This is a genomic window from uncultured Fibrobacter sp. (assembly GCF_946062555.1).
GTDB lineage: Bacteria > Fibrobacterota > Fibrobacteria > Fibrobacterales > Fibrobacteraceae > Fibrobacter.
In genome coordinates, this window is record NZ_CAMGVQ010000007.1 from 82,472 (window position 1) to 95,102 (window position 12,631).

Consider the following 12,631-nt stretch of genomic DNA (forward strand, 5'->3'; position numbering starts at 1 on the left):
ACCATGAAAATCAGTCACATTTTTCCACTCGGTTTCGTCATTTCCAGCCTCGCCCTTTTCGCGGCCTGCGGAGATGATTCCAGTTCTTCGGCCAGCGACGAAAGCAGTTCGTCCGTAGCATCCTTCAGGTCTAGCAGCTCGCTCTCGACCCGAGCGGACATCAACTACAAGGACACCCTGACACTCGGCGACACCACCCGCGTTTACATAGAGCTCTTTGACGGCGACAGTTCCAAGATGGACGAAAGCGAAATCTACATCGACAGTTTCGCCACAAGTGTTCCTCTGTACTTGGGAGAATTCACCAAGGGCAGTCGCATCAAGGTTTACGCCTACGCATCGGACATCGGCGAAGACCGTATACGCATCAAGAGCGAATTCGGCGACTATATGCCGGCATTGACCGCCGTTCCGAAAAAGGAAGCCGGCAAAGACTCCGTCTACGGCAATTATCTTGCAGCAAGCCTCGGTTCCGACACGAGCGCCATATTCAAGGATTCCAACCAATTCGTTATTTTTAGCGACAACCACTATTACCTAGAAATCGGCGGAGCTTTCAACAATGAATCCAGCCTGCGCCTCAAGGTAACGGTCGATACCGCCTACTATAAATATACAGGCGATGAAGAAAACATCTCAATGAAAATGAGCGACACGCTACGCGGCATCATTGACATCGACAACAGTCCCGAAGATATTTCCATCGAATTCTCGGCAACCGAAGGCTACAGCATCAACCTGAAGACAACGGGCAGAAACATCGTTCAATACAAATTAACAAACAACGATTCCTTGCTCTGCGAATTCGCAAGCAACATCGACACAATGCTTGTTACCAAGGATTCCATCCGCTGGAACCTCAAGGTTTCCGCAGAATCGTTCTCCAATTTCTTAACCGGCCCCTATGCCTTCTTCGAAGCGACAACCAAGGCGCGCGAACTAGAACAGGGCGAATACTTTTCGAAACCGGATTCCATCCCGTATCCGGGCGAAGCCTACTTACGCTCCCGCCCCAAGGACGACCCCAACAAGGCCATTTACAAGTACAACCTGCGGCAGGAACAGTTCGTGTGGATTGGCGACTATAAGAAGGGCGATTCCGTCCTCGTAAAGCACTGGATTGAAAATTACAGCGACGACGGATTCACAAGTCCGGTCACCTACGAAATTCTGGACAAGAACCAGAAAGTTCAGGGAACCATCAGTAGCACCTATGGCGGAGCCTTCTCCGTCAAGGGAGACATGCCCGAAGGCCCCTACTACCTGCACTATCTCCGTCTGAAATCCGATCCGCTCGACCAAGTTTACGATAGCCTGCGTTACGTGTTGCAGCTTTACACCATGGTACAGCAGCCGGGCCTGCTCAAGACACTAGAATTCTACAACGGCGAAACGGACAACACCTACGACAAGACGACCCTTTCTGCAGGCGACACCATCCGTTTCAGCAACATTGAATTTATGATGGAACCCGTCAAGGAAACCGGATGGAAAATCATCGGGTCTGACATTTCCTGGTTTGTGCCATGCGAATCGCTAGCTTTCCTGAACAACAGCAGCAACTACAAGGCGGAAAACTGCGAGGTTGAACAGGATATTTCTTCGGATTACCTGATTGCGCAGGAAGCTGGCATCGGAGAAACGGCTATTCTCATCGCCCAAAGCGTTGCGGACCCCGCCAAGCGAGACACGCTGAAAATTTCAATTATCGCCAAAGCGAATTAATCTTCCCAGATCTGGTTCGGAAGTTTACCGATATCGCGGAAGTCTAGAAGTCCCGTCGACGGAGCGTTCACGCTTACGAGGCGGGCCAAGGGTTTCCCCGCTCTTTCGATAACGATTTCTTCGTCCTTGATTGAAACCTGATTCAAGAGCGAGCCGAAATTCTGGCGGACTTCCATGGCAGAAACTACTTTAGACATGCCCTAAAAATAGTATATTCCGCGTATGGAAACCGAAAACAAGTCCTATACCGTCACCCAATACATGAAGGCCCTGAAGCAGAAGGTGGAATCTACCCCTGCCGTTTGGGTGCGTGGCGTGATTACCCAGATTAACGAGAAGGCGCGCGTCGTCTATCTGAGCATTGCGGACTTCGAAGAAGGGAACGTGAACCCGCTTGCGACGGTTCCCCTGTATTGCTATTCGGCAAAATTCGCCGCCATTCGAGCCAAGGTCGAAAATTACCCGCAGCCGTTCACGCTCAAGGAACAGCTCAAGGTGAGTTTCTTGATCAAGGCGGACCTTTATGTGCCTTATGGAAAATTGCAGGCACAGATTCTGGATATTGATCCCGTTTACACGCTCGGGGAACTAGCTCTTACCAAAAGCGCCATCTTAAAGAGGCTCGCGCTTGAAGGCTTGTTAGAAAAGAACAAGGCGCTCACCCTCGCCGATGTTCCCATTCGCGTGGGACTTATTACCGGCGAAGGGACCGCCGCCTACAAGGACTTTACGACTAAACTTGCAGAATCGCCTTTTAACTTCAAGGTGAAAACCGCTTACGCAAAAATGCAGGGCGCAGACACCGAACCCACGGTACTTGCCGCCCTTGAGGAACTCGCCAAGGATTCAGAACTGGATGTCGTGTGCATTATCCGCGGAGGCGGCAGCAAAACTGACCTAAACTTTTTCGACAGCGAAGCATTGTGCCGTGCCGTTGCGAACTTTCCGCTACCGGTGTTTACCGGAATCGGTCATGAAATTGACCGCAGCCTTTTGGACGAAGTCGCCTACCAGTCCTGCATTACGCCGACCGATACCGCGAAACGCCTGATTGACCGCATCACTGACAGTTGGAACCGAATGCTTTCGCTTGCGCAAAACATTGCATTACAGACAAAAGAAACACTTGTCTCCGTCAACCGCGACCTGACCTACAAGGGAAACCGCCTGCAGCAAAAGGTGAACGCCCTTATTCAAAAAGAAACGATGAAACTTTCGCTGTACAAGGGCAACCTACAAAAAGACTTGCAGTTTATCTTTAGAGGCGAACGCGAACGCATCGCCCGCGACACCGAAGGTTTGCACCAAGGATCCCGCAAGATTCTGGACCTTGAAAAATCAAAATTCAACCTTATCGAACTCCGCGTCAAAAACGCCGACCCCGAGACCACGCTTTCTAAAGGCTACACGCTTACGCTTGACGCCAACGGCAAGTTCATACGCAACAAGAACCAGCTAAAGCACGGCGACACCCTGACCACAAGATTTAAGGACGGCTGCGTACAGTCAATCGTGAAATAAAATGGATCCCGTTCGGGTTTTCAACCCTCCAGGATGACAGAATAAGTCATTCTGGAGCCTCCGACGACGGAATCCAGCACCGACATTTAAGCACTAAAAGCGGGAAGCTTATCTATTTTCTGGAAACGCTTGGTGGCGGCATCCAGCGCAAAGTAGCGCACCGCATCGCCTAGCGAAAGCATCACATACTTAGGCGTCAGTACCTGTAAATACTTGTTCAACTGCACTTGCAATGCTTGCCACGTGTACTCGCCCGGAGCCTTGCATTCCACCAAAAGCCACGGATGCTTCAAGTCAGCGCCATCCTTAAAGTCCTGCACCAGAATGTCCACGCGGTCATCTGTAGAAGACTCCACCGTCGAAAGTGCAAACTCCACCGCAATCAGGTTCTGCGGCACCTTGACTTCATCCATCAGGAATTTAACCGTCGCCTGACGCACGAGTTCTTCGGGCGTAGCGGGCACATCTTTTTGGCGGATTGGGTCGAATAGGGTTTGATGCTTGAGGTTGTTCACTTTGGGGAAAGAATGTGGAGTGTGAAATGTGAAGTGTGGATTTTTTTCATAAAATAAAAAAATCTTATGGCCTTGACAATTTCCCTATTTTCAAACTATATTTGATTATATGAATAAAATCTTTGGACAGAATATAGCAGCAGCCATCGTAGCAATGGCAGCAAGCCCGGCAGCAGCCCGAGCTATTGTGGGGCTGTCCAGAGAAACCAAAATCTGTAAAGCATAGCGATAAAATCCAGATTAAAAGTTTCATGGGCAGCCCCGTAAAAGGCTGTCCTTTTTTTGACCGCTCGTTCTCACGAGCTCACGATTTTTTACCCCTATTTCAACCATAAACCACAAGGAACAACGAAAATTCTAAAAATTATATTCTATTATTATATTGTAAGATAATGAGAATTTTCGATCCCTATACAGGAGCTTAAAATGCGCAGAAGACTATTGAGCGAAGGTGCCAAGGAACTCTCTTACGAAATCCGTGAGATCGTGAAGAAGGCGAACCAGCTCAAGGCACTCGGCCTCCCCATTCATTGGGAAAATATTGGAGACCCCATCGAAAAGAAATGTCAGATTCCTGACTGGATTAAGGATATTGTAGTTGACCTCGCCAAGACAAACCGCAGCTACGGTTACTGTCCGTCCAAGGGGATGCTCGAAACCCGCGAATTCCTGGTGAAAGAAAACAACAAGCTGGGCGGCGCCCAGATTAACGTCGATGACATCCTGTTCTTCAACGGCCTCGGCGACGCCATCGCCACAATTTACGGTCTTCTTTCGATGACGACCCGCATTATCGGACCGGCACCGGCCTACTCCACTCACAGCTCTGCTGAAGCGGCTCATGCCCACACGGCCCCGATTACCTACCGCTTGCAGCCAGAAAACCACTGGTATCCGGATCTGGAAGAACTCGAAAACAAGGTGAAGTACAACCCGAGTATCGCGGGCATCTTGATTTTGAACCCGGACAATCCGACAGGCATGGTCTACCCGCTCGAGATTCTCCAGAAAATCGTGGATATCGCCAAACGCTACAACCTGTTCATCATCTGCGACGAAATCTACAACAAGATTACATACAACGGAGCGCACGCTTACGCGCTCGCCGAATACATTGGCGACGTGCCGGGAATCGCCCTCAAGGGCATTTCCAAGGAATACCCGTGGCCGGGCGCTCGTTGCGGCTGGGCTGAATATTACAACCGCGACAAGGACGAACAGTTCGACGCATTCTGCCGCGCTCTCGACAACGCCAAGATGGTAGAAGTCTGCTCGACCACGCTACCGCAGATGACGATTCCCCGCGTGCTTGGCGACAAGCGCTTCAAGGAACACCGCGATGCGTTAAACGAAAAAATCGGCCGCCGTAGCGCCATCATCAACGAAATTCTCTCCGACATTCCGGAGCTGTATTTCAACCCGACTTACGGTGCATTCTACAACACCATCATCTTCCGCGAAGGCACCCTGAATAGCCATCAGACCTTGAAGATCGACAACCCGATTATCAAGAAGAAGGTGGAAGAATGGTGCAGCAAGACAACGAACCTCGACTACCGCTTCGTGTACTACCTGCTGGGCGCAAAGGGAATCTGCGTGGTGCCGAGCACGAGCTTCTGTACCGACCTCAAGGGGTTCCGCGTGACGCTCCTGGAAGAAGACGAAGAGGAACTGCGCGAAGTTTTCACCACAATCCACGACGCGATTATAGAATACCTGCACAGCTAGATTAACGGATCTAGCTTCAATTGAATTTTACACTGTCTGTAACAAGGCAGTGTTTTTTTTTATAAAAGGGCACATATCCTATCTAAAATTTACAGAAAGTTTGATTCCAAGCAGACCAAGGGTAACTTCAGCCTGCTCGAAGAGGAAAGGTCCATGCTTTCGATGGCGCTGCTAGCAAAAGGGTTTAGCGCAAACAGCACGAAAACGGACGAAATCAACCAGGCTGTCGAACATATCCATCATGCAAAGAAGGACTCCCATTTTATTGGATTCGACCCCTCCGAAATTTCCAAGGACAAGGTTCTTGCCAAGATTGACTGGGCAGCCATCGTCTTCAACGGTGAAGCCATGGACGCCATTAACGAAGACTCCACGTTGCAGTACGCCATTCCAAAGGAAGGAAGCTTTATGTGGGTAACGAGCAGTTCAAGAAAAACCGCGTCATTAACCCAACCAAGGAAGAAATCGACCGTATGGTATTCCTGCGCGACCTGGGCGACGCCTCCAAGCTCTTCGATGCAGCTTGGACAACCGTCAAGACGCACTAAATAACGAAGCCAGAGTATTTTCTAAATTTGCGGTCGCAATAAAGGGACCGCTATGAATTTTAGAGATTTTGGCAAATACAACCAATTCAAGGAACAGTTCGCCGGCATGTCTCCCGAAATGAAGGAGCAGATGATGCGCATGGCGAAAGAACAGATGAAGGCGCGCTTAAACGCCTTTGTGCAGAAATGGCTTTCGCAACCCGTACTGATTGTTGTCGCCCTTTTCCTCGGAGCGCTTGTCGGAGCGCTTACGGCCTTCTTCGGTCAGGTGCTGCTAGCCGTTTCCGCCTTGCGCGACGCGCATCCCCTCTACTGGATTCCCGGACTTGCGCTCATCGGCATCGCCATCGTTCTTGGATACAAGAAGTTCGGCAAGGGCACCGAGCGCGGCATGGACATGGTCTTCGGAGTCGCTCACGGGAAGGAAAGCGAAATTCCCCTGCGCATGATTCCGATGGTTGCCGTAAGCACCTGGCTTACGCATTTGTTCGGCGGTAGCGCCGGCCGCGAAGGCGTCGCGATGCAGATTGGTGCGACGCTCGGGCACAACATCAGCAAGAAAATCCATGTCGAAAAAGCGGGTAAGGTCCTGCTGGTTGCAGGAATGGCGGCCGGCTTCGCGGGACTTTTCCAGACGCCCCTTGCGGCGATTGCGCTCGCCCTTGAAGTATTGTTAGTCGGTTACCTGGAACTTTCCGCGCTGTTGCCAGCTGCGGTCGCCGCGATCACGGCCTACAAGGTTTCCGAGATGCTCGGACTCGAAAAATTTTCCGTTGATTTGCACACGCTTTTCCCTGATTATAATGTTGCGAATTTGCTCTGGAACGAAAACGGATTCGACATCCATTTTGTGTTGAAACTTGCACTGCTCGGCGTACTGTTCGGAATCGTTGGAGGCGGCTTTGCCAAGCTGCTTTCACTCGCGAAAAAATTTGCGGCGAACAAGTTGCCGAACCCGGTCAAGCGCATCGCCTTCGTCGGGATTGGAATCAGCCTGTTACTGTTGGTATTCTGGCAGGGCCGCTACGCAGGACTCGGAACGAACCTAATTGACCTTTGCTTTGCTGGCTCGCAGGCCGCAGATGTAAATGCCGCGGGAAACGCCGCAACAGTTTTCGCCTACGACTGGATTCTGAAATTTGCACTTACGATTGCAACAATCGCCGTCGGATTCAAGGGCGGCGAAGTCACGCCATTGTTTGCCATTGGAGCCACATTCGGTGCGTGGGTCGCCACGATGGTCGGTGTTCCTCTGCCGCTTGCAGCAGCCCTCGGATACGCAGCCGTCTTTGGCGGTGCGACCAATACGCTGTTTGCCCCCATCTTTATCGGCGCAGAAATTTTCGGTTTCGACACCTTGCCCGCATTTTTCATCGTATGCGTAGTTGCCTTCGCCTGCAACGGCGGCCAAAGCATCTATGCGCAGAAAAAATTGAGGCTTAAGTGACACAGAGTGTCATTCTGGAGCGTGTCATCCTCGAAGCGTAGCGGAGGGGAGACGGAATCCAGCATTGGATTCACTCCCTTCGGGGGTCATGCGCACTCAGACAACAAAAGCATATAAGGCGAACGCCGCGACAGAATGTTTACATGCTGGCATGGTTGAGCCGAAATTGCGGACGCCAAAGGCGTCCACTTGCCAAGTGCTGTCCGACCTCCCTTCGGTCGAGAATGACAGAATCGAGAAATCTCTACTAAAAGTTTATGAATGCGGTCTACATCGAAATCACGAACGTTTGCAACTTGAATTGCAGCTTTTGCCCTTGCGGCAAAAGGAATTCGTCCGTACCGCCGGATTCGCAAGCATCGACGATTCCGCCCCAAAATTCAGCACCCAAAGAGCCTCGCGAATTTATGAGTTCGGAACTTTTCGAGCATTGCATTGCCGAGGCAGCGACCGTTGCCGAGAACGTCTACTTTCATGTACTCGGCGAACCTACGCTGCACCCGGGATTCGGGCATTTCCTGAAAAAACTGGAAGCGACTCCGCTCAAGCTGAACCTGACAACTAACGGAACCACGATTGCGCGGGTTTCAGAGCGACTCTTGGAATGCCCCGCCGTGCGCCAGGTGAACTTTTCAACGCACGCTTATGCGGAACTGCCGCGGGAACCGGCACTCACATACTTGCAAGACGTCCTTGACTTTTGCAAGATGGCGAATGCAGTGCGTCCCGACCTGTACATCAATTTAAGGCTCTGGAACGTAGGCGATGATTCCAGCGATGCCTGGAACCGCACCATGCTCGCCAAAGTGGGCGAGGCTTTCGGTTTCAATATCGAACTAGGTCATTTCTGCAGCCGCCACAAAAGTTTCAATGTCACCGGACGAATCTACCTGCATCAGGACAGCCGATTTGAATGGCCCTCCGCATCATCCACCACCGAACGATTACCCGTCACGTCATCCCCGACTGAACGAAGTGATGGAGGGGATCCGTCAATTACAAGCACAAATTATAGTGTATGGATTCCGTCGGGGCAAAGCCCCTCCAGAATGACTGCTGCGGGAACATGCCGCGCGCTTGACACCCACGTAGCAATCCTGCACGACGGCCGCGTTGTCGCCTGTTGCCTAGACCATAGCGGACAAATAACTCTTGGAAAAATCACCGACCAAAGTCTTGCGGAAATTCTTGACTCGCCTACGGCAACAAACCTCCGCGAAGGTTTCAAGAAACACGAATTGCGCCACCCGTTTTGCCAGAGTTGCTCCTTCTGCAAGCGCTTCGGAAAATAATAGAAAGCCAAGTTCTTTATCAAGCGGCATCTTTCCTTTTTGATTTACAAAGACTTTGCTATATTTCTTTTCAAAGAGGAGTTTATACAAATGAGAAAAATGTTCTTTACCATTATCGCCGGAGCCCTTTTGCTAGCGGCCTGCGATGACAGTTCCACCTCGGCAAATTCGACAGATATGCCGCAATCGTCCAATACAACGGTCACGAGTTCCAACTCGAACACCTCTATTTCTTCGGATTCAAAAACGTCGCTTTCCAATTCGAGCACCACAAAATCTACCGGGAAATGTTCCAACGCCTCGGACGATTTAATCGATTCTCGCGACGGAAAAATTTACAAGACCGTAAAAATCGGCGACCAGATTTGGATGGCCGAAAACATGAATTATGCAAGTCCTAATAGCTGGACAAACGACAGCCTCGACAAGGACGGAGCCATCTACGGTAGATTCTATACCTTCGAAGAAGTAAACACGGTTTGCCCCGATGGTTGGCATCTGCCTTCCAGCAATGAATTTGGCGAATTACTTCGTTACGTAGGTGATGCCGACGTTTACAAGGACAGTTCCGGAACAAAATTAAAGACGACATCGGGTTGGAACTGGGATGATTATGACAATCATGACGGCAACGGTACAGACTCATATTGTTTCGGAGCAAAGCCTGCCGGAGTGGGTATTGTTCCCAATAAAGTAACCAGAGTTGGAGAGCGAACCTATTTTTGGACATCCACTTCCTTTATGGGGAAAAAATGGGATAGTTTTTGGAACAAGGAAGTCGAAACGGGAATGGAGTCCAGTTACCTATTGATACAATATAATACCGAATGGGCAAAAGTCGATCACTGGAGCGCATCAGAAAACGGGAATATCCGCTGCATCAAGGGTTATGTAGAACCCAAAAGTTCTTCATCCGAAGATGAATTCATCACCGTTCCAGCACCGCTCCCCGATTCAGTACAGAAAGAACTTGATAAGGCCATACGAATAGAGCGCCTCAACAATCAAATTGCAAAATTGACGAACTTATCGGAATGTGAAACCATCGAGTCCTTCACCGAAGATGAACTCGCATATTGCAGGACAAGATTCTGCATCCTTCATCCTGAATTGTTTGAATGTGAAGAGTACTAGAATTACCATTCAGGATTTTACAAGCGTTTACGCAGAGCAGCCCTTTATGCAGGGGCTGCGAAAAGCAGCCTCAACTGACGGCGAAATCCGCTGGTTTGACTGTACCCGAATTGACGGTACCGACTGCTACTGCGACGACGAAGCGCAGGCAATTCTCCGAAAGCAAATTGAATTCAGCAAAACACCGGCCCTTCGACAGGCTCAGGGACCTAGTTCAATAAGTACGCCGGGCATTCATTTTTTTGACAACGGCAATTACCACTACATGAGCAAACTCTGGACGGATTCAATCCGCGAGCCGTTTGACCTTGTGGTGTTTGACCATCACCCCGATATGCAACCGCCCCGCTTCGAAGGAATATTAAGTTGCGGAGGCTGGATTAAAGAGGTACTCGATCACAATAAGCTTGTGCAGAACGTAATCGTCATCGGAGTCGCAGATCATCTGGTTGAGGAAATTCAAGAAGACCTTACCCAAGCGAATGCCGCCGAAATTTTGGATCGCGTCACTTTTATCCGCGAAAGCGAACTAACCGCTGTCACCCTGGAGGGGCGTAGCCCCGATAGGGTCCATCTCACATCACACACCACACCCGTCTACATTTCCATCGACAAGGACGCCCTCAGCATGCAAGAGGCCGCCACCAACTGGGACCAGGGTTCACTCACCTTTGAACAACTCGCCGAGACTCTCCAAACGCTCGCCCAGAACCGAAAAATTCTAGGAATCGACATCTGCGGGGAACGCGCCCGTGACATAGGTTTCGAAGATACCGCCGCAGCAGACGCGCTCAACAACACGTTGAATGAGAAACTGTATAATCAGCTCCAAAGCATCCATTACATCATATAAAAATAAACTTGACAATAGGGACAACGCATATTTTATTTCTACGGGATCTCCCTTGTTAGTGTAGTGCCATAAAAAAACTATCTAAATGTTATGTCCCCATATATAAAAATACTATCTGTTTTCATTGAGCTTTGATTAGCCAAATATAACTTAAAGCCATAACTTTTTCCCCAAGAAGAATCGGTGCCGACAATAACGGACTTTTGCTCTGTACTTTGATAATTGCATGCAAAAATACCCTGACATAAGCTATCATAAATTCTATGGGTACTACAATAAGGACACGCAATTGAAATTTCGGTAGTCCCATTTTCCGGCATTTTTATTTCTACGGAATCGCCTTTGAATGTGTAGGAATGGAGTATTTCGGAAAGGTCGATGTCATACGATTTTTCAACATTGTTCTTGTCAAAAAGCGAAAAACGGACATGCTTGTCAGAATCCAAAATGTTGTACAAGGTACTATTTTTATGGATTTTTTCTGTTGTATTTTTTGACACAAATTTATATTCGTAATCTGCGTAACATAAATGAGAAGAATCAGAATGGTATACTGACCCAAAAAACAAAGACGAATATATTAAATCTATTCGAAGTTGTAACATTTGAGGATGAATTTTCAATGTTCCTTTACATTCCCACGCAGGAGGAGGGTCTACACCTACCGTAGAAAACAATTCGGAAAACCCGCAGGAACAAAGGCTTATGAATAAACTCAAAATTAAAATAAAACGTTGCATAAAAAAAATCCTTTAGTTATTGGCGTAGTAAAATTATGTTTGCAGGCAAGTAAATAGAATTATGTTTTCGAGAAACCGCAGAACCATTTAGTTTTTCGTAAAGAAATGTTCTTCGGGATAATTTTACTGATTTCAATTTGACATCGCTCCCATTTTCTTCTGTAGTCAACTCGCCATCCAAGATTAAGTCTAAATTTGAAATCCATTCTTTATTTGACGATTTAACGAGCATCGTAATTGCAGAAGACTTTCCGTTGTCGGTACATTCATTTTTTGGCACAGCATCACACAATTCAAATTTTTCATTCAATGGAGGAATTATTATACGCTTATCCTTGGTGCTATTTTCAAAACATTTGCAAGAAGTGGGACAATTTTCAGTTACCTTGGCAAAAACACTATCAACTGCGTAGGTCATTACAAATGTATTCGTATTTTTGTCACGAACAGAATATGAGTTAAGAGTCAAATCTTTTGTATTTTTCTCTTTATCCCAATAATCATTTCTTGCCACCTTTTGATCGATCTGTATGGTTTCTACAGCCACCTTGCTAGAATCGATTTCAGAAGAACCATAAAGATGCAATCCAGCATTATTTATATCAGTCCATTTTACAATCGGAGAATTTGCAAGCCACGTGAGGTCTGTCGTATTCGCGCGGTCAATTACCCAGAAACTTCCGCCAAAATATAAAATGGAACGATGGTTTTCTATTTTGGTGGGGTTGCTACCATACAAGTGGGTTGTTGCTGTATAACCCACAACGCCTTTTTCAGGGCTATCTATGAAATGTTCGCCAACAGAAGCTTCGGCACCGCCGGCAACGGCAATAGAATAATCCTTTTCCTTAGAAAAAAGTCCTTCAAAAAGCAGGTACAGATAAGACAAACCCGTTTGTGTTCCACCAGAAAAATTCTTTGCAAAAGCCTGCACCCGTTTTCGTATTTCCGAACCGGAAATACGTTCGTTGTCTGGTTGGTCATATCCCTTCGGAATGACTACATTATGGTTTGAATATCGATGGAATTTTTTTTGTGTTCGTTCCCCGAAACCTGTATACCCCCTATCCTGGATAATAAACTACCCTGCACTGAAAGTGCAGGGTTTTGTATGTCGTATGCGGATGG

The 12,631-nt window shown here is 48.4% G+C and carries 12 protein-coding genes; 8 read left to right on the forward strand and 4 right to left on the reverse strand.

All coding sequences use genetic code 11. The features are described 5' to 3' along the window. Window positions 1-3: 3 nt before the first annotated feature. On the forward strand, window positions 4-1,725 hold the full coding sequence (locus Q0P86_RS03475; RefSeq protein ID WP_295037488.1) for a hypothetical protein: 1,722 nt from the start codon (window positions 4-6) through the stop codon (window positions 1,723-1,725). Here the strand turns inward: Q0P86_RS03475 and Q0P86_RS03480 are convergent. Then, window positions 1,722-1,922 (reverse strand): type II toxin-antitoxin system Phd/YefM family antitoxin, encoded by a 201-nt coding sequence (locus Q0P86_RS03480; RefSeq protein ID WP_072977325.1) that lies wholly within the window; start codon window positions 1,920-1,922, stop codon window positions 1,722-1,724. The genes Q0P86_RS03475 and Q0P86_RS03480 overlap by 4 nt on opposite strands. A gap of 25 nt (window positions 1,923-1,947) precedes the next feature. Between Q0P86_RS03480 and xseA the strand changes: the two genes are divergently transcribed. Then, window positions 1,948-3,246 carry an exodeoxyribonuclease VII large subunit gene (gene xseA, locus Q0P86_RS03485; RefSeq protein WP_295037490.1) on the forward strand — a complete coding sequence of 433 codons (1,299 nt, stop codon included), beginning with the start codon at window positions 1,948-1,950 and terminating at the stop codon, window positions 3,244-3,246. 86 nt (window positions 3,247-3,332) lie between these two features. Here the strand turns inward: xseA and Q0P86_RS03490 are convergent, their stop codons facing one another. Further along, entirely contained in the window at window positions 3,333-3,761 is a 429-nt protein-coding gene (locus Q0P86_RS03490) for a type I restriction enzyme HsdR N-terminal domain-containing protein (RefSeq protein ID WP_295037493.1), read from the reverse strand. 426 nt (window positions 3,762-4,187) lie between these two features. Between Q0P86_RS03490 and Q0P86_RS03495 the strand changes: the two genes are divergently transcribed. The 6 genes from Q0P86_RS03495 (at window position 4,188) to Q0P86_RS03520 (ending at window position 10,763) form a co-directional block, all read left to right on the forward strand. After that, window positions 4,188-5,489 carry a pyridoxal phosphate-dependent aminotransferase gene (locus tag Q0P86_RS03495; protein ID WP_294112945.1) on the forward strand — a complete coding sequence of 434 codons (1,302 nt, stop codon included), beginning with the start codon at window positions 4,188-4,190 and terminating at the stop codon, window positions 5,487-5,489. 153 nt (window positions 5,490-5,642) lie between these two features. Beyond that, window positions 5,643-6,041 carry a hypothetical protein gene (locus Q0P86_RS03500; RefSeq protein ID WP_295037495.1) on the forward strand — a complete coding sequence of 133 codons (399 nt, stop codon included), beginning with the start codon at window positions 5,643-5,645 and terminating at the stop codon, window positions 6,039-6,041. A gap of 48 nt (window positions 6,042-6,089) precedes the next feature. After that, window positions 6,090-7,484, forward strand: coding sequence for a chloride channel protein (locus Q0P86_RS03505; RefSeq protein WP_295037497.1), 1,395 nt, complete (start codon window positions 6,090-6,092; stop codon window positions 7,482-7,484). 257 nt (window positions 7,485-7,741) lie between these two features. Then, complete coding sequence (locus Q0P86_RS03510; protein WP_295037499.1) at window positions 7,742-8,776, forward strand: radical SAM/SPASM domain-containing protein; 1,035 nt, start codon at window positions 7,742-7,744, stop codon at window positions 8,774-8,776. A gap of 90 nt (window positions 8,777-8,866) precedes the next feature. Further along, window positions 8,867-9,910, forward strand: coding sequence for an FISUMP domain-containing protein (locus Q0P86_RS03515; RefSeq protein WP_295037502.1), 1,044 nt, complete (start codon window positions 8,867-8,869; stop codon window positions 9,908-9,910). Beyond that, window positions 9,897-10,763 carry an arginase family protein gene (locus tag Q0P86_RS03520; protein ID WP_295037504.1) on the forward strand — a complete coding sequence of 289 codons (867 nt, stop codon included), beginning with the start codon at window positions 9,897-9,899 and terminating at the stop codon, window positions 10,761-10,763. Before Q0P86_RS03515 ends, Q0P86_RS03520 begins: the two co-directional genes overlap by 14 nt. 77 nt (window positions 10,764-10,840) lie before the next feature. Here Q0P86_RS03520 and Q0P86_RS03525 read toward each other — a convergent pair whose 3' ends face one another. Continuing rightward, the gene (locus Q0P86_RS03525) at window positions 10,841-11,503 is read right to left on the reverse strand and encodes a hypothetical protein (RefSeq protein ID WP_294112933.1); all 663 of its coding nucleotides are present in this window, start codon (window positions 11,501-11,503) and stop codon (window positions 10,841-10,843) included. 16 nt (window positions 11,504-11,519) lie between these two features. Continuing rightward, entirely contained in the window at window positions 11,520-12,437 is a 918-nt protein-coding gene (locus tag Q0P86_RS03530; RefSeq protein WP_295037507.1) for a hypothetical protein, read from the reverse strand. Window positions 12,438-12,631 lie beyond the last annotated feature (194 nt).

What these genes read in the sequence shown, in the direction of transcription:
- Q0P86_RS03515 (WP_295037502.1), top strand. Translation starts at nt 8,867, where the DNA reads ATGAGAAAAATGTTCTTTACCATTATCGCCGGAGCCCTTTTGCTAGCG.
- Q0P86_RS03525 (WP_294112933.1), bottom strand. Translation starts at nt 11,503, where the DNA reads ATGCAACGTTTTATTTTAATTTTGAGTTTATTCATAAGCCTTTGTTCC.
- Q0P86_RS03500 (WP_295037495.1), top strand. Translation starts at nt 5,643, where the DNA reads ATGCTTTCGATGGCGCTGCTAGCAAAAGGGTTTAGCGCAAACAGCACG.
- Q0P86_RS03480 (WP_072977325.1), bottom strand. Translation starts at nt 1,922, where the DNA reads ATGTCTAAAGTAGTTTCTGCCATGGAAGTCCGCCAGAATTTCGGCTCG.
- Q0P86_RS03495 (WP_294112945.1), top strand. Translation starts at nt 4,188, where the DNA reads ATGCGCAGAAGACTATTGAGCGAAGGTGCCAAGGAACTCTCTTACGAA.
- Q0P86_RS03475 (WP_295037488.1), top strand. Translation starts at nt 4, where the DNA reads ATGAAAATCAGTCACATTTTTCCACTCGGTTTCGTCATTTCCAGCCTC.
- Q0P86_RS03505 (WP_295037497.1), top strand. Translation starts at nt 6,090, where the DNA reads ATGAATTTTAGAGATTTTGGCAAATACAACCAATTCAAGGAACAGTTC.
- Q0P86_RS03510 (WP_295037499.1), top strand. Translation starts at nt 7,742, where the DNA reads ATGAATGCGGTCTACATCGAAATCACGAACGTTTGCAACTTGAATTGC.
- xseA (WP_295037490.1), top strand. Translation starts at nt 1,948, where the DNA reads ATGGAAACCGAAAACAAGTCCTATACCGTCACCCAATACATGAAGGCC.